Annotated in this window: 19 protein-coding genes and 1 pseudogene; 14 read left to right on the top strand and 6 right to left on the bottom strand. The window is 66.2% G+C overall.

All coding sequences use genetic code 11. From position 1 onward, the window contains the following. Positions 1-52: 52 nt before the first annotated feature. Positions 53-3,589, bottom strand: a complete 3,537-nt coding sequence (mobF, locus tag HJG52_RS13685) for a MobF family relaxase (protein WP_171244545.1) — start codon at positions 3,587-3,589, stop codon at positions 53-55. A 293-nt stretch (positions 3,590-3,882) separates the two neighbouring features. Here mobF and HJG52_RS20905 point away from each other — a divergent pair. Together HJG52_RS20905 and HJG52_RS20900 are read left to right on the top strand one after the other, a co-directional pair. After that, positions 3,883-4,263, top strand: a pseudogene (locus tag HJG52_RS20905) (DNA cytosine methyltransferase); the annotation flags it as partial. A 46-nt stretch (positions 4,264-4,309) separates the two neighbouring features. Beyond that, on the top strand, positions 4,310-4,750 hold the full coding sequence (locus HJG52_RS20900; protein WP_240978113.1) for a hypothetical protein: 441 nt from the start codon (positions 4,310-4,312) through the stop codon (positions 4,748-4,750). 353 nt (positions 4,751-5,103) lie between these two features. On the opposite strand, the gene HJG52_RS13675 is transcribed toward HJG52_RS20900, so the two are convergent. After that, the gene (locus HJG52_RS13675) at positions 5,104-6,339 is read right to left on the bottom strand and encodes an IS256 family transposase (RefSeq protein WP_046746337.1); all 1,236 of its coding nucleotides are present in this window, start codon (positions 6,337-6,339) and stop codon (positions 5,104-5,106) included. Positions 6,340-6,675: 336 nt separating this feature from the next. Between HJG52_RS13675 and HJG52_RS21700 the strand changes: the two genes are divergently transcribed. Then, on the top strand, positions 6,676-7,236 hold the full coding sequence (locus HJG52_RS21700) for a DUF6611 family protein (protein WP_346767744.1): 561 nt from the start codon (positions 6,676-6,678) through the stop codon (positions 7,234-7,236). Between the two features lie 72 nt (positions 7,237-7,308). Here the strand turns inward: HJG52_RS21700 and HJG52_RS13665 are convergent, their stop codons facing one another. From HJG52_RS13665 to HJG52_RS13655, 3 genes are read right to left on the bottom strand one after another with little or no spacing between them, the layout of a single operon-like run. Continuing rightward, entirely contained in the window at positions 7,309-7,899 is a 591-nt protein-coding gene (locus HJG52_RS13665) for a hypothetical protein (RefSeq protein WP_171244189.1), read from the bottom strand. Next, positions 7,875-8,390, bottom strand: a complete 516-nt coding sequence (locus HJG52_RS13660; RefSeq protein WP_171244188.1) for a hypothetical protein — start codon at positions 8,388-8,390, stop codon at positions 7,875-7,877. Before HJG52_RS13660 ends, HJG52_RS13665 begins: the two co-directional genes overlap by 25 nt. A 32-nt stretch (positions 8,391-8,422) precedes the next feature. After that, positions 8,423-8,914, bottom strand: coding sequence for a hypothetical protein (locus tag HJG52_RS13655; protein WP_206070828.1), 492 nt, complete (start codon positions 8,912-8,914; stop codon positions 8,423-8,425). Positions 8,915-9,213: 299 nt separating this feature from the next. Here HJG52_RS13655 and HJG52_RS13650 point away from each other — a divergent pair, with 299 nt between their 5' ends. The 11 genes from HJG52_RS13650 to HJG52_RS13600 all read left to right on the top strand — a co-directional run bounded on the left by HJG52_RS13650 (position 9,214) and on the right by HJG52_RS13600 (position 20,860). Continuing rightward, positions 9,214-9,381, top strand: a complete 168-nt coding sequence (locus HJG52_RS13650; protein WP_157811306.1) for a hypothetical protein — start codon at positions 9,214-9,216, stop codon at positions 9,379-9,381. Further along, positions 9,378-9,467, top strand: a complete 90-nt coding sequence (locus HJG52_RS21890; RefSeq protein WP_035731468.1) for a potassium-transporting ATPase subunit F — start codon at positions 9,378-9,380, stop codon at positions 9,465-9,467. The genes HJG52_RS13650 and HJG52_RS21890 overlap by 4 nt, the downstream gene beginning before the upstream one ends. Next, a complete protein-coding gene (gene kdpA / locus HJG52_RS13640; protein ID WP_171244187.1) occupies positions 9,467-11,140 on the top strand; it encodes a potassium-transporting ATPase subunit KdpA in 1,674 nt (557 codons plus the stop codon). Before HJG52_RS21890 ends, kdpA begins: the two co-directional genes overlap by 1 nt. A 3-nt stretch (positions 11,141-11,143) precedes the next feature. Continuing rightward, positions 11,144-13,291, top strand: coding sequence for a potassium-transporting ATPase subunit KdpB (gene kdpB, locus HJG52_RS13635; protein WP_171244186.1), 2,148 nt, complete (start codon positions 11,144-11,146; stop codon positions 13,289-13,291). Between the two features lie 22 nt (positions 13,292-13,313). Further along, positions 13,314-13,928, top strand: a complete 615-nt coding sequence (kdpC, locus tag HJG52_RS13630; RefSeq protein WP_100814275.1) for a potassium-transporting ATPase subunit KdpC — start codon at positions 13,314-13,316, stop codon at positions 13,926-13,928. 2 nt (positions 13,929-13,930) lie between these two features. Then, positions 13,931-16,426 carry an ATP-binding protein gene (locus HJG52_RS13625; protein WP_171244185.1) on the top strand — a complete coding sequence of 832 codons (2,496 nt, stop codon included), beginning with the start codon at positions 13,931-13,933 and terminating at the stop codon, positions 16,424-16,426. Next, positions 16,423-17,115, top strand: coding sequence for a response regulator (locus HJG52_RS13620; RefSeq protein ID WP_100814277.1), 693 nt, complete (start codon positions 16,423-16,425; stop codon positions 17,113-17,115). Before HJG52_RS13625 ends, HJG52_RS13620 begins: the two co-directional genes overlap by 4 nt. Before the next feature lie 22 nt (positions 17,116-17,137). Then, positions 17,138-17,533, top strand: a complete 396-nt coding sequence (locus HJG52_RS13615; RefSeq protein WP_026937592.1) for a hypothetical protein — start codon at positions 17,138-17,140, stop codon at positions 17,531-17,533. Between the two features lie 128 nt (positions 17,534-17,661). Beyond that, the gene (locus HJG52_RS13610; protein ID WP_171244184.1) at positions 17,662-18,636 is read left to right on the top strand and encodes an AraC family transcriptional regulator; all 975 of its coding nucleotides are present in this window, start codon (positions 17,662-17,664) and stop codon (positions 18,634-18,636) included. Between the two features lie 227 nt (positions 18,637-18,863). After that, positions 18,864-19,946 (top strand): ArdC-like ssDNA-binding domain-containing protein, encoded by a 1,083-nt coding sequence (locus HJG52_RS13605; protein WP_100814279.1) that lies wholly within the window; start codon positions 18,864-18,866, stop codon positions 19,944-19,946. Next, the gene (locus HJG52_RS13600; RefSeq protein ID WP_171244183.1) at positions 19,946-20,860 is read left to right on the top strand and encodes a bifunctional DNA primase/polymerase; all 915 of its coding nucleotides are present in this window, start codon (positions 19,946-19,948) and stop codon (positions 20,858-20,860) included. Before HJG52_RS13605 ends, HJG52_RS13600 begins: the two co-directional genes overlap by 1 nt. 40 nt (positions 20,861-20,900) lie before the next feature. Here the strand turns inward: HJG52_RS13600 and HJG52_RS13595 are convergent. Further along, a partial coding sequence (locus HJG52_RS13595) for an integrase core domain-containing protein (RefSeq protein WP_171244182.1) occupies positions 20,901-21,332 on the bottom strand: 432 nt, incomplete at its 5' end.

Raw genomic sequence — 21,332 nt, 5'->3', positions numbered from 1 at the left:
CGCCTCACTTTCAAGGGTACGACGCACCGGCGACATTCGGAAGGCCACCCGGTCACAGGCCCCGGCTCGCACCCTCACGCCGTGCTGTCCGTGAAAGATCATCGCTGCCCTCGACGCTGGCGAAGTCGCGGAGCCTCGCAAGCGCGGCTTTCACTCGTGCCGCGTCGATCTTCTGCGCATCGCTATCGGGTGCCGGACCGAGCGGAGTGCGCGTGGTGATGCCGTAACGGTCGCGATACGCGGCGACGGTTCGCGCTTGCCGTTTCCACGCTGCCGCGGCTCTCGTCTCTGCCGGTGCGCCTCCGAGCGCGAGCACCCATTCCTGCCGCCCGGCGATCGCCTGGTCGAGGACGGCTTCGGCACGTTGCTGGATCAGCTCTCGCCGCTCCGTGAGGGCCTTCCGCATCTCGGCGGACATGGGTCCGGTTGCTTCGGGAATGAGGCCGGCGATCAGACGGGCTGCCTTGCGCGTGCGCCCAGAACCAGCCGGCCTCTCGGTGGCGCGGGCGAGGCGGTGGTGAATGACGGAGGCGATGTCGTCGGCGTCGCCGAATCCGCGCGCCGCGACCAGGCGCGGCATGAGGCCGTCGATGTTGTGGCGGTTCGCTTCTGCCCGGCGGAGTTCGGCGGTGAGGGCTCCGAATGCGTCGGAGTGGATGGTGTCTTCTGCTTCCTCTGGGGTGAGGCCGGATTCGCGGATGAGGGTGGCGAAGCGGTCGTGTTGTGCGGCTTGCGCGATCGTCTCGTACTCGGCCGCGAGTTGACTCACCGACCCCCAGGCTTCTTGTTCGGCGGTGATGGTCTCGTGCGCGGAGAGCTCGGCGCCGACGTGCTGCAGGACTCCGTAGAGGACGCTCCGCGCGGTCGCATCCGGATCATCCGCCGGGTGTGCGGTGGTGTGGTTGCCGTCGGGGTGATCGGTCGCGACGTAGACGAGGTTCGACTGCCTGCCGCGGGTCATCGCAACGTACAGGTTCTCCCTCGTCGTAGACGGATCAACAAGAACATGAGAGGTGTCCGTGGTGATGCCCTGTGCCCTATGCGCCGTCACTGCGTATCCCAGATCAACGTGATCGGAGACATAGTCGGCCGGGAGGATGACCGTGCCGCGTCTGTTCGCGCGACGGGCAGCGAGTGATCCGTCATCACGGACGTCAGTGACAGTCCAGCGGTCCCCGTTGCGTACCCAGCCCCGCGGGGTGTGGAGGCGGCGGTCGTTCTTCCTGGTGATGATCGTGTCCCCGACCCCTGCTCGGGCGTCGCCTTGGAGGGCGACTTCGCGGCGAGCGTTCACGGTGCCGTCGAGGATGAGATCGGCGCGGGCGCGCTGGTTCAGAGCATGGACGGACTCGGTCGAGTCCGTAATCAACACCGTCGAAACCCCGGCGAGGGTGTCGGTGCGCCAGGCGGTGTAGGCGGCGTCGATCATGCCCTCGGTATCGCCACCAGTGATGCGGCCGTGGGCGGCGTAGGTGTCGATTGCCTCGGTGTGGCCGTGGCGAAGGTCGAGGGAGGCGGTCTTCTCCCAGTCATTGACGAAGCGGTGCACGTCGACCAACTCGGGGGCGTCGCTTCTGTCGTGGACGAGGAGGGAGAACGCGCCGCCTGCGGTGACGGATTGCAGTTGCGCCCAGTCACCCACCAACAGCACCTTCGCACCCGCCTCCGCCGCGTGTTCGGTGATCCGGTCGAGTGAGAGGGTGCCTGCGAGAGAGGCTTCGTCCACGATCACGAGCTGACCTTTGCGGAACGATGCGCCTGCGTTTTGGTGGTCTTGCCACCACTTCGCGGTGTTCTCCGTCCGAATACCGAGATCATCGGCGAGGACTTGCGCTGCGACAGCGGACGGCGCGAGCCCGATGACGCTGCCGCGCCCGTGATCCCGCTCCCACGCCGTGCGTAACGCGCGCATCGCCGTCGTCTTGCCCGCCCCGGCCGGGCCGACCAACACATCGACCGGCCGCCCAGAGATCGCGACCCCGGTGAGGGCGGCTGTTTGGTCGTCGGAGAGGAGCCGGCCGTCGCGGTCCGGGCGACGGGTGACCTTCTCGATCACCTCAACCGGCACGGTGGGTGCGGTCATGGTGCGGGCGCGCTCGAGGAGCCGGTCTTCCGCCGCGAGGATGTCCGGCGAGGAGTAGACCGTCGATGCGACGGGTCGGAATCTGCTGCTGTCGTCAGCCCGACGGAACACGGCAGGGCTGGACGCGAGTTCGGGCGGGGTGAGCTGGATCGAAGCGTGCTCGGCGGCATCGACCACCATCCCGACGACAGCTTCACGATCCTGCATGGTGGCGAACCGGTACGGCATGGTCTGTCGTGCGGCTTCGGCGGTGAGGTTCCAGCGCCGCCAGGTCGACCGCTTCTCACCGACCGCCTCCACCACGCTGCGCCCGAGTGAAGCGATCACATCCAACGGCACATCGTCAGCGCGTAACAGCATCGGAGTGTCGTTGGCGGTGACGGTGCGGGCCCAGCGGGTGGCGTCTTCACCGAGAAGGTGCGACGCACGATCCCGCCACTCACTCGTGAGGTCCGCGAGAGAACGGACCTGCTTCTCCGGCCTGGTCGCCAACGTCGCCTGCGCCCGCAACTTGATGACCGTCGCCAGCGACGGCTGCCGACCGTGACGCGCAACGTACTCGGCGATCAGCCGGTTCTTCTCCTCGTCAATCTGCCTGGACCTCGATGAGAACTCCGCCACCAGTCGCTCAGGCACCGTGGTCATCGCCCACGCAGGGTTGCGGTCACGCCCCATGTCGCGCGCCTCCCACTCGACGCCGAAGGCGCGGGTGAGGTGGTCAGCGAACACGGCCTCGTGAAGTTCAGAGAGGGCGACGGTCGCGGCGTGGAGGGGGCGGCCGTCGAGGGAGCGCCATTTGCCGTCGTGGACGGTCTGCACCTTGTTCGAGATCACCACATGCGTGTGCAGATGCGGGTCACCCGCCCGTGAGTCGTAATGATCGAACGCGGTCGCGATCACCCCAGACACATCGGCTTGTGCAACCGCCCCATTGCGTCCTACCGCGCCGACGCGGGTTGCAGCAACCTCGCGCTCGATGAACGCAACCATCTCCGCAACCGCCGCCTGATGCGCTTCCGCAATCAGCGATTGCGTCCCCGCGTCCGACACCGCCCACAGCACCGACGCGGACTTCGGAATCGAGAACGTGAAATCGAACCCAGCAACTGCCTTCCGCACCCCACGAGCATTCTCCTCAGCCGCGATTGCAGCGACCGCTTCCGCACGCTCGGTCACATGAAGGTCAGCGTCGAGCCTCGACGTGCGGTGTTCGATGCGCTCGGTCACCGTCGGGTACTTCCGATACGGACTGCCGAGCGCCTGATCGGTCACCGGGTCGCGGCCCTGCCCGATCAGACGTTGAAGCTGCAGCTCGGAAACCTCGTCACCGACGGTGATCGTTCCGCCGCCGAGTGCGGTGACGGCTGATCCGAGCCATCGGCCCGGTGGTGTTCCTTCCTCCGTGTAGTACCTCGTCAACGGTGTGGAGAGCACCCGATCACCGTCGCCGGTAGCAACGGAGCGCAGGAGGTACTGGTAGCCGTCGCCTGCGGACATCACTCGCATCGAAACCGTCACCAGGAACCGCCTCTCCTCACCCCGAAGGTGAGCTCCATAGCCCGCGGGCGCGGTGACTTCTGAGGGCTCTTTCGGGAGGCGGCGAACCTCGCTTGCAAGACGCGTGACAACCCGTTGGAGCGAACCGCGGAGGTCGGCAGCGCTGCGCGTCGACAGCGGCCGGTGCGGAGTGGGAGGCGTCGGCTGAGCGGCGGCGGGTGGGGGTGGCTGGTGCACCTGGCTGGTGACCAACTCGGAGTGGCAGCACGACTCCGGGGATCACCGTTCTAGGAGGTTCGCCCGTGGCCGACCAGACCCTCACCGACCCGGCCACGCCGCTGCGTGTTGGGTCGCTGTTCTCCGGCTATGGCGGACTCGACCTCGCCGTCGAGGAAGCCTTCGGAGCACGCACGATCTGGTTCTCCGAAATCAACGAACCCGTCGCCCGCGTCTTCGCCCACCACTGGCCCGACGCCCCGAACCTCGGCGACATCACCACCATGGACTGGAACACCGTGCCACCGGTGGACATCCTCTGCGGTGGGTTCCCTTGCCAAGACGTGTCCACCGTCGGGAAGATGGCCGGCCTGAAACCTGGCACCCGCTCCGGGCTTTGGGCACACATGGCTGCTGCGATCGACGTGCTGCAACCCGAGTGGGTCGTGATCGAGAACGTCCGCGGGCTACTGTCTGCACCCGCAATCCGCACGAACCTCGAAGGAGACGACAATGAGCAACGCAACCCCGAACATGCATCCACCACCGATGCAACCCCTCGCGATATGGAACCCGACCCGTGGCATCTGGGAGAAACCGGAACTCGACCTCTTCGGGCAGCAGGAGCAGTTCTCGGAGACCTGGCCGACCTCCGGTATGACGCGCAATGGATTGGTCTACCCGCATCCCTCATTGGTGCACCTCATCCAAGATTCCGTGTTTTCATCCTCGCCCGCCGCGCTCTTCCGCACCCCACTCGCTTCCGATGCCTCCCGTGGAGGGGAGAGCTTGGAACAGGTCAAGGCACGCCGGGGCACGATCGCGCTGAGTCATCAGATCATCGACCTCGCCCTCCACGGACCGAACGGGTACCCGCAACCAGAGGAGCCGGACACCCTGTGGACGCTAATCGGGCAGCTCTTCAACGATGGGGACGATACGCCGAAGCAGTGATCCGATGGGAGCAGATTGTGGGCCGTCCAGCGCCAGCCCCCGCACTCCTTAGCGATGCTTCTGGACCGCGTCCGACACCGGCGTTCGTGGAATGGCTTATGGGTCTCCCGACGGGCTGGGTCACCGATGAAAGGCACGGCCTTACATTGAACCAGCAGCTCACAGCGCTGGGGAATGGAGTGCTTCCACGGCAGGCGACGACCGCTCTCCACACATGCCTTCTTGCGCACCATAACCGACCTTAGGTAACGCCAACCTGTCGGCTCGGTTCGAGCTCCTCGACGGACTGGCGCTGGCCGCGTCCGTTTGAGTGGTGGTCTTTCGCTTCGTTGCGATGATCAGCTGTCGTTAGTTTAGGCGGCGGTGATCTCGGGGAGTATCACCGCCTCGTCGATGGTGGGGGTGGTCGCGGTGAGCTCGGTCATGGAGGCTTCGGAGAAGTAGCGGCGGTCGGCGGCTTCCCATTCGTCGTGTTGCTCGACGAGGACGGAGCCGGCCAGGCGGAGCAGGGCGGCGTTGTTCGGGAACACGCCAACGACGTCGGTGCGGCGCTTGATCTCCCGATTGAGGCGTTCCAGCGGGTTCGTGGACCAGATCTGTCGCCAATGCCGGGCGGGGAACGCTTTGAACGCGAGGATGTCGTCACGGGCGTCGGTGAGCATCACGGCGGTCTTGGGGTGGACGCGCTCGATCATGCGCACGACTTCGTCGAACTGGGCATCGATGTGCTCGGCGTCGGGTTGGGCGAAGATCGTGCGGATCACGCTGGCGACCATCTCCTGCCGGCCCTTCGGGAGGGCGGTCAGGACGTTGCGCATGAAGTGGACGCGGCAGCGCTGCCAGGCGGCGCCCTGCAACACGGTCGCTGCGGCCTTCTTCAGTCCGGCGTGGGCGTCGGAGATCACCAGCTTCACCCCGCCCAGACCTCGTGTCTTCAACGAGCGCAGGAACTGCTTCCAGAACTCCTCGGTCTCGCTGTCTCCGACATCGAAGCCCAGCACGACCCGCCGCCCGTCAGCGGCGACGCCGATCGCGACGACGACCGCCTGGGACACGACACGGTGGTCGATGCGGACCTTGCAGTAGGTCGCGTCGAGGAACACGTAGGGGTAGGCGATGTCAGACAGCGAGCGGTCGCGGAACGATGCGACCTCGGCGTCGAGCCCTTGGCAGATGCGGGACACCTCGGACTTCGAGATGCCAGTGTCAGCGCCGAGCGCTTTGACGAGGTCATCGACCTTCCGGGTTGAGACGCCGTGGAGGTAGGCCTCCATCACGACCGCGAACAAGGCTTGGTCGACCCGGCGGCGCCGCTCCAGCAGCGACGGGAAGAACGACCCCTGCCGCAACTTCGGGATCCGCAACTCCAGATCCCCAGCCGTGGTCGACAGCACCCGCGGCCGGGAACCGTTGCGGGTAGTCGTGCGCTCGCTCGTGCGCTCGTAGGGGGCGGCGCCGATGAATGCGGCTGTCTCCGCGTCGATCAGCTCCTGGTAGAGCCGCTCGGTCGCGGCTCGGATGCGGTCGGTGGTGCCGGTGAGCTTCAGTTCCCCGAGCAGCTCGAGGAGGGCAGACTGGTCAAGAGCCATCGTGCGGTGTCGTCTTTCTGTGTGAGTTCTTGGTCGTTCTCACTGACCATCGCACGATGGCTCACCCCGTCGCGGTCACGACGCCGCGGGCCCGAAAGACCACCACCCCGCGGGACTCCAGGCTGGCGCTCATCGATACCGCACTCGCACTCGATACAGTCTGGGAAGTGGGTCCTTCGACCACCGCCTATTGACGTCGATTGCTCTGCACTGAAGAGTCAGCACCGCATGAGGTCATGAGGATCGCGTCAGGAAAGACCTCGGATCAGCGGCTCTGTCGCATGGATCTCGTTATGCGTGCTCCCGGAGCTGCGCCGATCTCGCGATTATCGGATCATGCCCCTTGTTCGTTCTGGCGCCAGCGACTCGACGTTGGGTGGCGGATCCAAGCTGCCCCGTCCTGTGCGCTGGGGCCACCTTTCTCATTTTGTCTCGCGTCATGGGGTGGGAACCTCCCGCTTGGTCGTGTACTCGCCTGTGTCTTCTGACCGTGAACGGTTCCGGGCGTGGCTATCGGGCGCATTCGCTCCGGTAGGGCTGGGCGCTGGGGTGGTGGGTTGGTTGCTGTGTGTTGCGGCGGGACTGTCGCCCGAGGGGGCTGCGCTCGGGTTCGCGATCGTCGGTACTTCGATCGGGGTGTTCTTGTGGTGGAGGGCCCGCCCCCTTCGCGGTCGGGTAGCCACAGCATGGTCGAGCCGTTCTGTTCTGCGGCCTAGCCGGGATGATGATGAACGTGAGGAGATGATCATGGAGTTGTCGTTGCTGATGCAGCAGGCAACGGATGATCTTCGTCACGGGCGGATTCCTCGATCGGTCTATGAACGAGTGTGGATGGCGGTGTACGAGGAAACGTATGCCCTGGCTGCTGGCGATCAGCCAAGCAAATCGCAGCGATGAACTTTTCACCCCAGGGATGAACCACTGTCCCATTTGCATTGAGACGAAGCGGGTTTCGGTTCGGGTGAGCGATTAGAGGAGCGCTTCTGCCGCTGCGGCGGCGAGTGGCCTGTCGGCGATCTCATCCCATGTGGTTGCGTAGGACCCCTCGATCGGGGTGGTCCTGATTCTGTCGGTCACGCGTTCCGTGAGGGCCACCGGGCTGGTGTGGACGGAGGTCACGATCCCGGTGATGCAGACATCTCGGCCGTGGCGCATTTCGATTTCGGCATGGTGCGCGCCCACGGTCCCGGACAGGAGCCTAACCGCCGTATCAGGTGCGCCCTGACCGGAGTCGGGGTGGACGATGTAGATGATGTGGCGGACGAGGGGGTGCCTGCGCAGGTGGGTGTTGACGGTGTCGTGCGCGTTCCGCAGTCGGTACTTCACCGCCTTGCGGGAGCGGTCTGTGTCAGGAATGTGGATGCCGATGACGATCGCGCGGGCTCGATGACGCTCCAGCGCGTCCCGTGCCTCTGAGTCGTGCACGACGAGCTGCCCGAGGCAGTCGAGCGGGTCGCCACACAGCAGTACGGGCACCGGTGACGGAGCGCGCTTATCGAGGGAGGTGTGGCCGGTGGCGGGGCGGATGGAGTTCATTACTTCAGGCACCTGCCCTGCCATTGCTCGTCATTGTCTTCTCCTGTAGCGGGGCGGGTGGGGTGGGACATGACCTGTCCCAACGCGATCGTCCCGGCCACGGTGAGGGCGAGGAGGTCGCCGGGGGCCGCAGTCTCGGGGAGCCAGGCGCGGATCGTGGTCTGCTGGCCTGGGGCGTGCACGAGGACCGTTTTGCGGTGTCGTGCGTTCGGGTGCTGCAGGAGCAGGGTGTCGAGGACTCGGCCGTCGAGGGCGCGGAGATCACAGTCGATGGTGACCTCCATCGGGTGCCGCCATCCGGAACGTGGCGTGCAGGACAAAACCGTAGCGACCACGACGGTGCGGTACTCCTCACCCGCCTGACGTGCTCCGCTGGGCGCGATCAGCACGCACGGGGTGCCGCGTTCAGCCGCGAGACTCGTGAGCGACTGCTGACCAACGGTGATGTCATTGTCGGTGAACGTGGTTCCTGCCGGCCAAGTCGGGGTGTCCTGGTATAGCTCGGCGAGCGCCATCGCTCGGGATGAGATCAGGGTGTGCATGACGCTCATGAGGCACTCGCGAGTTCAAGGATGCGCGGGGCGGGGGCGGCGACGGTTTTCACCGGTAGTTGCGGGCGTACGTCGCAGAGAGCGACAGCGCCGGCGCAGGGAACGGCGAGCAGGTCGCCCTGGTGGAGATCCCCGGGGAGGGTGACGATCGGGTACGGCCAGGGAGCGGCACCGGATTCACCGGGGATGAGCTCGATGGTGGTGTTCTTCGCGATCGACGTGCGTCCGATGAGCCGGCACTGGTCCCAGCGAGGGGTGACACGGTCGAACGCGCAGTCGGTGAGCGCAACCTGCTTGCCCGCTTCGGTGTCGATGCGGAGGGTGATCCGGAAAACCAGCACGGTCACGTCGTTTCCGATGCCGTGGGCGCGCGCGCGTGCCGGCTTGGGGTGCGGGAGGTCTCCGGTGAGCAGCGCCGGGGTACCGGTGATCTCCACCAGCCTCGTCAAGGACACCCCGCCCACCACGACGTCCGAGATCGTGGGCACGGTGTGCTCCGGCCAATGTCGAGGTTCGAGGGGGTCGGGGATGCTGCGTCTGAGGGTGGGCAGGATCGCGGTGAGAGTCATGCCTCAAGTCCTACGCGGGCATCGACCGGTACGGAATGGTCCCTCACAGAACTCATGCGCCCACACCGGCAGACCCTAACAAGACCGGCCGGATTCGCCCGCGACCCGCCTCGGAGGCGTCGGGGTGGGGCACCGGGGTGTCGTGTTAGCGGGATGTCAGAGTTGCGCGGATCCTCGTATGGGTTCCGTTAGGACGCCTGTTTCACAGGGTGCGGCGCGTGTTTGATCGGGAGTTGCGCCCGCGTTTTCGGGTCGTGCGGCTAGTGGTCCTGCTGTCGCTTGTTCTCCGAATGGAGCTTGTTGTGCTTGACATCGTCTACGTGCTCGGCGTGATCGCCTTGTTCGTCGTCGTCGGGCTGCTGGGGAAGGCGGTGGAGAAGCTGTGATCGTCTTTGAACTTCTCGCCGCCGGCCTCGGGGTCGCGGCGATCGTGTATCTCGTGTTCGCTCTCGTGAAACCGGAGCGCTTCTGATGACCTGGGTGTACGCGCTCCTCGCGCTCGCGACCGTCGCCATCATTCTTGGCGTCCTCTACCGTCCGCTCGGTGACTACATGGCGTGGGTGTACACGTCCCGCAAAGACTGGAAAGTCGAACGCGGCATCTACAAGGTCATCGGCGTCGACTCGAAGACCGAACAGACCTGGCAGGCCTACCTGCGCAGCGTGCTCGCGTTCTCCGCGATCGGCCTCCTCATCGTCTACGGCCTGCAGCGCCTCCAACAGTGGCTGCCGTACTCCCTGGGGCTTCCCGCCCCCAGTGAACATCTGTCGTTCAACACGGCGGCCTCCTTCGTGGGAAACACGAACTGGCAGTCCTATTCGCCGGAGCTCACCGTCGGGTACACGGTCCAGTTCGCCGGTCTCGCGGTGCAGAACTTCGTCTCCGGCGCCGTGGGTATCGCGGTCGCGATCGCGCTGGTGCGTGGTTTCGCGTACCGCCGCTCGGGCACGATCGGGAACTTCTGGGTCGATCTGATCCGCGGCACCCTGCGCATCCTGCTGCCGATCGCGGTGATCGGTGCGATCGTGCTGATGATCGGCGGGGTGATCCAGAACTTCAACGGATTCACCACTGTCACCACCCTCACCGGTGCCACGCAGACCATCCCCGGCGGGCCGGTCGCATCGCAGGAAGTGATCAAGCTGCTGGGCACCAACGGTGGCGGGTTCTTCAACGCGAACTCCTCTCACCCGTTCGAGAACCCCACCGCGTGGACGAACGTGTTCCAGGTGCTGCTGATGCTCGTCATCCCGTTCTCCCTGCCCCGCACCTTCGGCCGCATCGTCGGCGACAACCGTCAGGGCTACGCGATCCTCTCCGTCATGGCGATCCTGTACGTCGCATCGTTCTCGATCCTCACCGCGCTCGAGTCCGCAGGCATGGGCACCGCCCCGGAGCTTGCGGGCGGGGCGATGGAAGGTAAGGAGCAGCGGTTCGGAATCCTCGGGTCCACCCTGTTCGCGACGACCAGCACCGGCACCTCAACGGGTGCAGTGAACTCGATGCACGACTCGTACACCGCACTGGGTGGCATGATGCCGATGCTGAACATGATGCTCGGCGAGGTCACCCCCGGTGGTGTCGGCTCCGGCATCTACGCGATCCTGATCCTCGCGGTCATCGCCGTGTTCATCTCGGGTCTGCTGATCGGACGCACACCGGAGTACCTGGGCAAGAAGATCGGACCGCGCGAGATCAAACTCGCTGCGCTCTACATCCTCGTCATGCCCACCCTGGTACTGGCCGGAACTGCTATGAGCTTCGCGATCCCCGGCATCCGGGAAGACGTGGAGAACACGTCGATCTGGAACCCCGGCATCCACGGCATGTCCGAGGTGCTGTACGCGTTCACCTCCGCAGCCAACAACAACGGATCCGCGTTCGCGGGCCTGACCGCGAACACCCCGTGGCTGAACACCGCACTGGGTGTGGTGATCCTGCTGGGCCGGTTCGTGCCGATCGTGTTCGTCCTCGCCCTGGCCGGCTCCCTCGCCGCGCAGGACAAGGTCCCGACCACGTCCGGCACCCTGCCCACGCACCGTCCGATGTTCATCGGGCTGCTCACCGTGGTCACCATCCTGGTGACCGCACTGACCTTCTTCCCCGTTCTCGCGCTAGGACCTCTAGCGGAAGGGCTGATGTAAACCATGTCCACCATCACTGAACCCCGCCCCAAGCCGGCGGAGGCCCCCACCCGGAAGGGCGGGTTCACCTGGGAACAGGTCCGGGCAGCCCTGCCCGGCGCGTTCCGGAAACTCAACCCCAAAGAGCAGTGGCGCAACCCCGTCATGTTCCTCGTCTGGGTCGGCGCCGCCCTCACCACGGTCCTCGCGATCAGCGAGCCGTTCATCGGCGGGCCGGCCGATTCTGGCGGCACGGTCGTGCCGTGGCAGTTCACATGGGCGATCGCGGTGTGGCTGTGGCTGACCGTGCTGTTCGCGAACCTCGCCGAATCCGTCGCCGAAGGCCGCGGCAAGGCGCAGGCCGAAACGCTCCGAAAGACCCGCACCAGCACGATGGCCAACCGGGTCGCCTCCTACGACCCGGCCACCGATGCGGCCGCTGAGCGGGCTGCGACCACGCAGATCTCCTCCTCGGACCTCGCCCTGGGAGATGTGGTGGTCGTGACCGCGGGTGAGCTGATCCCCGGCGACGGCGACATCGTGTGGGGTATCGCGTCGGTGGACGAGTCGGCCATCACCGGCGAGTCCGCACCCGTGGTCCGTGAGTCCGGCGGTGACCGGTCCGCGGTGACCGGCGGCACCCGGGTGCTCTCGGACCGGATCGTGGTGCGCATCACCTCCAAGCCGGGTGAGACGTTCGTGGACCGGATGATCGCCCTCGTCGAGGGTGCGAGCCGGCAGAAGACCCCGAACGAGATCGCGCTGAACATCCTGCTCGCGTCGCTGTCGATCATCTTCGTCGTCGTCGCGCTGACGCTCAACCCGATCGCGTCCTATGCGGCCGCCCCGGTCAGTGTCACGGTGCTGGTCGCGCTGCTGGTGTGCCTCATCCCGACCACGATTGGTGCCCTGTTGTCGGCGATCGGCATCGCGGGCATGGACCGGCTCGTGCAACGCAACGTGCTGGCGATGTCCGGGCGTGCGGTCGAAGCCGCCGGAGATGTCACGACGCTGCTGCTCGACAAGACCGGCACCATCACCTACGGCAACCGGCGCGCCTCCGAGTTCGTGCGCCTCGGCGGGGTGCGCGAACAGGACCTCGTGCGCGCGGCGGCGCTGTCTTCGCTGGCAGACCCGACCCCGGAGGGTGTGTCGATCGTCGAGCTCGCCGAGCAAGAGCATGGGGAGTTCGACCGGAACACGACCGGGGAGATCGTGCCGTTCACGGCGCAGACCCGCATGTCGGGCCTGGACCTGCCTGATGGCACCCAGATCCGCAAGGGTGCCGGTTCGGCCGTCATCGCCTGGCTCGAAGAAGGCGGGAAGCGGCTGCCGTCGTCCCTGCTCGCCGAGCTGGACGAGTACGTCGAACGCATCTCCCAGTCCGGCGGCACCCCGCTGGTCGTCGCGACCAAGGACACCGCCGGGGAAGGGACCCTCCTGGGCGTCGTGCATCTGAAGGATGTCGTGAAGGAGGGGCTGCCGGCGAAGTTCGCCGAGATGCGGTCGATGGGTATCCGGACCGTCATGATCACGGGCGACAACCCCCTCACCGCGGCCGCGATCGCGAAAGAGGCGGGTGTCGATGACTTCCTCGCCGAAGCCACCCCCGAGGACAAGCTCGCCTACATCCGCAAGGAGCAGGAGGGCGGCAACCTCGTCGCGATGACCGGTGACGGCACCAACGACGCCCCTGCGCTCGCGCAGGCAGACGTCGGTGTCGCGATGAACTCCGGCACCTCGGCTGCGAAAGAGGCCGGGAACATGGTCGACCTCGACAGTGACCCGTCCAAGCTCATCGACGTGGTGCGGATCGGGAAGCAGCTGCTGATCACCCGTGGGGCGCTGACGACGTTCTCCATCGCCAACGACATCGCGAAGTACTTCGCGATCATCCCGGCGATGTTCATGGGCGTGTTCCCGCAGCTCGCCGCCCTCAACATCATGGGGCTGCATTCGCCGGCCTCGGCGGTGCTGTCGGCGATCATCTTCAACGCTATCGTGATCGTCTTCCTCATCCCGCTGGCGCTGCGTGGGGTGAAGTACCGGCCCGGGAACGCGTCCAGCATCCTCGGCCGAAACCTCGCCGTCTACGGCCTCGGCGGCGTGATCGCCCCCTTCATCGGGATCTGGGTGATCGACCTCGTCGTCCGCCTCATCCCCGGCTTCTGAGCCTTCTGAGAAAGAGATCATCATGAATACACAAGCTCGCGGAGTCGGGCGCACCATCTGGGTCGCCACCCGCGCCATGGCCCTCCTCACCCTCGCGTTGGGGGTCGGGTACACCCTCCTCATCACCGGCATCGGACAGCTCGCTCTCCCCGCCCAGGCGAACGGGTCGATCGTCACCAACCAGGACGGCGACCCGGTCGGGTCGGCGCTGATCGGTCAGTCGTTCACGGACGAGGACGGGAACCCGCTGCCGGAGTACTTCCAGCCGCGCCCGTCTGCCGCTGGTGACGGGTACGACGGGGGCGCCTCGTCCGGGTCGAACTACGGCCCCGAGAACGAGGACCTCATCGCCGCGATCACGGAGCGCAAGGCTCAGGTGGCGGAGTTCAACGGGGTCACCGAGGACGAGGTGCCCGTCGACGCGGTCACCGCCTCCTCCTCGGGGCTTGACCCGCACATCAGCCCCGAGTACGCGGCGATCCAGATCGACCGCATTGCCGACGCCCGCGGCATCCCCGCAGAGCAGCTGCGGGAGTTGGTCGCAGCGCACACCCAGGGGCCGGACGCCGGCTACCTGGGAGAATCGAGGGTGAACGTTCTGGAACTGAACATCGCCGTGGACGAGTTGGAGGGCTGACCATGCCGAAACGGGGGCAGCTTCGGGTGCTGCTCGGGGCTGCCCCCGGGGTCGGCAAAACCTTCACCATGCTCGAAGACGGTCGCCGCCTGCTCGCAGACGGGAAAGACGTCGTCGTCGGGATCGTGGAAACCCACGGCCGTGCCGCCACCGCGGCCATGACCGAAGGGCTCCCCAGTGTGCCTCGCACCCGCGTGGAACACCGGGGCGTCACGCTCGAGGAGATGGACCTGGACGCGGTGCTTGACCGCAAGCCCGCCGTCGCGCTGGTCGACGAGCTCGCCCACACCAACGCACCCGGGTCGAAGAACGACAAACGCTGGCAGGACGTGGAGGAGCTGCTCGCGGCGGGGGTCGATGTGATCTCCACCCTCAACATTCAGCACATCGAGTCCCTCAACGATGTCGTCGAGCAGATCACCGGCGTCCCGCAGCGCGAGACCGTTCCGGACAGTTTCCTGCGCGGCGCCGAACAGATCGAGGTCGTCGACCTCGCCCCCCAAGCCCTCCGGGACCGACTCAGCGGCGGGTTCGTGTACCCCGCTGAACGCGTCGACGCCGCCCTGTCGAACTACTTCCGGCTCGGGAACCTCACCGCGCTGCGCGAACTCGCCCTCATCTGGCTGGCCGACGAAGTCGACCAAGCGCTGAAGGGGTACCGCAAAGACCACGGCATCGACAGCACCTGGGAGGCCCGCGAACGCGTCGTCGTCGCCCTCACCGGCGGCCCCGAAGGCGAAACACTCCTGCGCCGCGGCGCACGCATCGCCGCCCGCTCCGCCGGCGGCGAACTCATCGCCGTGCACATCACCAGCCAAGACGGGCTCCGCACCGGCAACCCCGCCACCCTGGCCGAGCAGCGGGCACTCGTGGAGAAACTCAACGGCACCTACCACCAGGTCATCGGCGAAGACATCCCCACCGCGCTGGTGGAGTTCGCCCGCTCCGTCAACGCCACCCAGCTCGTCCTCGGCGCCAGCCGACGCGGCCGCATCACCTCCGCGTTCACCGGCCCCGGCATCGGTGCGACCGTGGTCCGCGAATCCGGCGACATCGACGTGCACATGGTCAACCACGCCGCCGCCGGGAAACGCTTCACCCTGCCCCCGCTCACCGGGGCACTCACCCGCAAACGCCGCATCCTCGGGTTCGTCGTCGCCCTCCTCGGCGGGCCCGCGCTCACCGCACTGTTGACCCTGTTCCGCAGCGAAGACTCCATCACCACCGACGTCCTCGCGTATCAGCTCCTCGTCGTCATCGTCGCCCTGGTCGGAGGAATCTGGCCGGCCCTGTTCGCCGCGGTGCTGTCCGGGATCACCCTGGATTTTCTGTTCATCGAACCGCTCTACACGATCCACATCCACCAGCCCCACCACCTCCTCTCTCTCATCCTGTATGTGGTGATCGCGAGTCTGGTGAGCTTCATCGTCGACCGTGCCGCCCGCTACACCCGCGCCGCCCGCAGATCCGCCGCCGAATCCGAACTCATCCAGACCATCGCCGGCAGCGTCCTGCGCGCAGACAACGCGATCCAAGCGCTCATCGACCGCACCCGCGAAGCCTTCCAACTTCCCGGCGTCCGCCTCATGCGCGGCGAAGACGTGCTCGCCCGGTCGGGGGAACCGCTGCCCGACAATCACCACACCAGCATTCGCGTCACCGACGACACCACTCTGGAACTGCACGGCCCCGACCTCGCTGCGGCGGAACAACGCCTCCTCGCGGTCGTCACCGCCCAACTCACCGCCGCACTCGAACACCAGCACCTTACCCAGACGGCGCAGCAGATCGAACCGATCGCGGCATCGGATCGGGTACGCGGCGCCCTTCTCTCCGCTCTCAGCCATGATCTGCGCCGCCCCCTTGCAGCCGCAGCCGCGGCGGTCGGAGGGTTGAAGGCGGCAGGCCCCGACCTGGCGCTGACAGACAAGAAGGAACTCCTCGACACCGCCGATGAGAGCCTCGCAGCCCTCGCGGCTCTCGTCACCGACCTCCTCGACGTCAGCCGCCTACAAGCAGGGGTCCTGACGATCGCCGACATCCCCACCGACCCGGCAGAAACCATCGCCCCCGCCCTCGACGAACTCCACCTCGGCCCGACCGACGTCACCCTCAACCTCGCCCACGGCGACGCGCTCGCCCACGCCGACCCCGTACTCCTGCAACGAGTCCTGGTGAACCTCCTCGCCAACGCCCACCGCTACACCCCGGCCGGCACACCGATCCATGTCAGCACCAGCACCTTCGGTGACCGGCTCGAGATCCGCATCATCGACCGCGGCCCCGGCATACCGCCCGAGAAACTGGACGACATCTTCCTGCCCTTCCAACGCCTCGGCGACACCGACAACACCACCGGCCTCGGTCTCGGCCTGGCCCTCTCCCGCGGGTTCATCGAAGCAATGCACGGCACCCTCACGCCCGAGGACACCCCCGGTGGCGGGCTCACCATGGTCATCTCCCTCAACACCACCAGCACCAGCCAGGAGCAATCATGAGAATCCTGATCGCCGACGACGACCCGCAGATCCTCCGCGCCCTGCGCATCACCCTCACCGCCAAGGGCTACCAGATCTTCACCGCAGCAGACGGTGCCGAAGCTATCGCCGCCGCGATCGACCACCACCCCGACATCTTCCTCATCGACCTCGGCATGCCTAAACTCGACGGCATCGAAGTCATCCACGGCATCCGCGGCTGGTCGCAGGCACCCATCCTCGTCGTCTCCGGACGTGCCGGCGCCGCTGACAAAGTCGAAGCGCTCGACGCTGGCGCGGACGACTACATCACCAAGCCCTTCGCCGTCGAAGAACTCCTCGCCCGTATCCGCGCCCTTACCCGCAGAGTCCCCCCAGAAGACGCCACCCCCGTCGTCCACCTCGGTGCGGTAACCATCGACCTCGCCGCGCACAGCGTCACCCGTGACACTCCCGACGGGCAAAAGCAGATACGCCTTACCCCCACGGAATGGCAGTTCATCGACATCCTCATCCGCAACGCCGGGAAGCTCGTTACTCGCCAAACAATCCTCACCACCATCTGGGGCACCGAACACGCCGAAGACACTGGCTACCTCCGCCTCTATGTCTCCCAACTGCGACGCAAGCTCGAAGAAGACCCCACCAGTCCGGTGCATCTCCTGACCGAGCCGGGTATGGGCTACCGTCTCGACGGCATGACCACCTGACCTTCGGGATCCCGACGCGACCTTGAGTATCCTCGACACCATCGGCATCATCGGTGAGCTGCTGTCCTGGATCGGTGCGATCATCGGCGTCCCTTTCGCCATCGCCGCCCTCATCATCCGCGCCATCGACGGGCCCCGCCTCACCACGAACGTCACCATCGTCGAGGACCTCGACCAGAGACCGATCGCGATGTGGAGCGTGCAGGACCGCACCTACACGCGCCCCCTGACAGCACGCGACGAGATCCGTGACCGCGAATCGACAAGCGTCACAGGTTTCGTATCAGAACGCGATCCAGAGAGACTTGAACTTCATAAGCGCTCCCACGCTGAGCGCTTATGCTGGACTCTCGCGATCACCATGCTCAGCACCGCAGTAGTAGGGTTCCTTGCGTCACTTCTCCCGATGTTCTGGTGACAGACCCGACTCAACCTTCGATTCTGTGAGTCCAGTGCGAGGTCAGCGTTAGGGTTCTCGGCCCGCATCGTATGGGTACCGTTAGGGGTGCTCGATTCTCGGCGGCGACTAGCCTTCGATTAGCGAGTATGACGGTCGATGGTCGACAGGACGTATTCACGAGGCCCAACGGTGTGTCGTTGGCGCCGGTGGCCACGTTTTCGCCACTCCTCGCCCGAACCCAGGTCGCACACGCGCCGGTTGACCCGATCGCTTTTGACTGTCTCAAGTTCATCGTCGTTCGCGCGGGCAGAGCTCGACTGTTCAGTGAGTTTGGCGTGCACTTCGTCAGCATGGGTGACGTTGTGATTCTGGCAGCGAACACCCTCTGTGGCGCTGAGCCCGAGGGGTGGATTTCGACCACGACGCTCTACCTTGACCGAGACTATGTCATCGATCAAGTGTTCTGGCAGTACGCGTCCCGGTTCCATGAGCGGCTCGACGCCAGTCAGTTCCTTGACGCCCATTACGCAGAACCCACCCAGGTGGTCCGTATCGGTAGGCAGAGGGCGGGACTGATGATGCCATGGCTCGATGAGTTGGTTGCATTGAGCGTAGACGGCCTTCCTCCTGATCGGTTCTATCGAGCGCAATCGCTCGTCTCCGCCGTGTTCGACATTCTGGTTCCGTTCATTGTGGTTGCCAATGAAGGGACAGCTGGCGCGCGGCGAAGTGCATCGACGCCCACCGTGCCACGTCATCGTCAATTCCGTCCGGTACGTCCAGAGGTTCTTGAGGTCGCGCAGGTCTTGCGTGCGGAGCTGGATCGGCACTGGACTGTGACTGAGCTCGCAGCCCGAGCGCACTTGTCCGTGTCTCAGTTGCGGCGGGTGTTCGTCGAGGCCTTTGGTAAGTCGCCGATCTCCTACTTGACGATGCTTCGTGCCGAGCGCATGGCTCACCTACTGCGTGTGGATAACGCGCCCATCTCTGAGATCGCGGCCCAGGTGGGCTGGGGGGACCCTGACTTTGCTGCACTTCAGTTCCGCCGGAGTGTCGGCGTTTCCCCCAGCGAGTACCGCAGAATCAGCGAGGTTGTCCCGGCGCCCTTCAACCCTGAGTGAACGCGCGTCTTGCCGGGTGAAACGCTCATCTTTTTGCGCACGGATCACCAGGACTCTCCCGAATGAGCTAGACCGAGTTTGACCACGTCGGGTTCAGTGATGCACCTGGCGGTCGCTCACTTTCTGTCCGTCGTCCGTCTCGATTGCGTTTCCTGAGTCCCTTCGCGCACCTTCTGGTCGCAGAGGTCACCCGCCGTGTTGCGGGTACCTGCGGAAGGAGGACGACGATGGCGACCAGCGAAGAGGCGCGGGCTGCGCGGGATGCGAAGCTCGATGCCCTCCATGAACAGCTCACCGGCGCGGTCGAGTCGTTGGTGTCGGGTGAGGACTGGAAGCAGGCGCTAGAGTTCGCGGCCCGGTTCCGTGCCCGTTCGTTCAATAACACGCTGCTGATCTTCGTGCAGCATCAGGCAGCGTTCGAGGCAGGCCGAGTGCCGGAGCCAGTGCCGTCGTATGTGGCGGGGTTCAAACAGTGGCAGGCGCTCGGCCGGCAGGTCGAGAAGGGCCAGTCGGGGTACATGATCCTCGCCCCGGTGACGGGCAGATTCGCGTCGTTCACGCCGAAGGTGGTGGAGTCGTGGCGCCGGCTCGGCCGGTTCGAGAAACCAAAACCGGGTGAGGCGGTGCGCTCCCGCATGGTCGGTGTCCGCCCCGCCTACGTCTGGGATGTCTCCCAAACCGCCGGTGACCCGATCCCCGGGCCGCCGTCACCTCGGCTGCTGGAAGGTGAAGCCCCCGACGGGCTCTGGGATGGCATCGCGCGTCTGGTGGAGGCGGAGGGGTTCACGGTGTTGCGGGTGCCGCATGAGGGCATGATCCACGGTGCGAACGGCCTCACCGATTTCGGTGCGCGGACGGTGGCGGTGCGGGAGAACATGCCCGAGGCGGCACAGGTGAAGACCCTGGTGCACGAGCTCGCCCACGTCCTTCTGCACGGCCCGGACAATCCGGATGCGACGGGGCATCGCGGGATTGGTGAGGTGGAGGCGGATTCGGTGGCGTTGATGGTCGCCGCAGCGCACGGCATGGACACCAGCGACTACACGGTCCCGTATGTGTCGGGGTGGGCGGCGACGGTGCCGGAGAAGTCCCCGGTCGAAGTCGTCCAAGCCACCGGCGAACGAGTCCGCAAAACCTCAGCCAGCATTCTCGATCAGCTCCCCACCGTGCAAATCGGCGACGGTGACCCGCCCGGCCTCACCCGCGACGCCCCAGCACGGAAGCAACCCGCGCCGACGGCGGATGCCGTGGGCGATCCGCTCACTGAGGAGCCGCGCCGCGCGGTGGCGGCATCGGTGAGGAGCCTGTGATGGGCGCGATCGATCTGTTCGCCGAAGTCGGCGGGCTGCCGCTTTCGGAGGCGGCGGCGCGGTTTGCTGCGGCCGGGGTGCCGGTGTTCCCGTGTGTGCCGGGTGAGAAGCGCCCTTTGGTGCTCCGCGGCTTCCATGACGCGTCCGCTGATCCAGGGCAGGTTGCGGGATGGTGGTCGAGGTGGCCGTCCGCGAACATCGGCATCCCCACCGGTGCCATGTCCGGGGTGGAGGTCGTCGATGTCGACGTGCATCCGACCGGCACCGGATTCCCTGCCTTCCGCGAAGCGCACCGTCAAGGCCATGCGGTGGGGTGGGCGGCGCTCGTGCGCACCCCCTCCGGTGGGCTCCACGCCTACTACCCGGCGCACGCGGATCGTGTGCAGTCGTCGTGGCAGGCAGCGCGGGCGCATGTCGATTTCCGGGCTGAGGGCGGCTACATCATCGCGCCGCCGTCGAAGGTGCTGCGCCCTGGTGGGGTGCGGGCACCGTACCGGCTCATCGTCGCATCAGGCGATACTCCGGTGCCGGTGGATGCGGCGCGGCTGCGCGAGTTCCTGGACCCGCGCACCCCGATCCCTCTCGACCGTGCGCGCGCCAGCTCTCATCGGTTTGAGCGGCGTGGGTCGGATGTGAAGGTGCTCGCGGGTTGGGTGGCGGGGCGTGGTGAGGGTGAGCGGAACCGGGGCTTGTTCTGGGCCGCGTGCCGACTCGCAGAATCCGGCACCCCACCCGACGCGACCCTCGACGCGCTGGGGCCTGCGGCGGAGCATGCGGGGCTGGGGGTGCGGGAGATCATGGCGACGATCCGCTCCGCCTACCGCACCACCCAGCCCGCACCGCACACGTCCGTGGAGCCGGTGGCGGATGAGCGGCGTGTGGTGCGCGGATCACCGGGGCGGGTGATCTCATGAAGACCACCGAGGTGAAGCGGCACGGGTTCGCCGCCGCTTGTTAAACGAACTGCTCCTCGAGGTTGAGTGCAGCGTGGTGGGCGTTCTCGAACGCGATTGGGCTCTGCCAGCCGATCGCCGAGTGAAGCCTTCTGTTGTTGTACCACTCGACCCATCCGGCGGTTGCGTACTCGACGTCCACGAGGCTCTTGTAGGCCCCGTCGTGGAAGATCGTGGTGCGGATGCACTCGGTCTTGTACAGCCCGTTGCCGGACTCCATCAGGGCGTTGTCGTACGCGTCGCCGACCGAGCCGATCGAGGCGGCGATCTGCTCCAGGTCGAGCCGTTCGGTCAGCCGGATCGAGGTGTACTGGCTGCCGGCGTCGGAGTGGTGGATCAGCTCACCCGCCACGACCGGGTGCCCGTCGCGTTCGCGCTGCCACAGCGCCATCCGCAGCGGGATCATCACCAGGTCGGTCTGCTTGCTCATCGA

This window comes from Knoellia koreensis (assembly GCF_013041615.1).
Taxonomy (GTDB): domain Bacteria; phylum Actinomycetota; class Actinomycetes; order Actinomycetales; family Dermatophilaceae; genus Pedococcus; species Pedococcus koreensis.
This window is presented reverse-complemented; position numbering and strand designations above follow the sequence as displayed.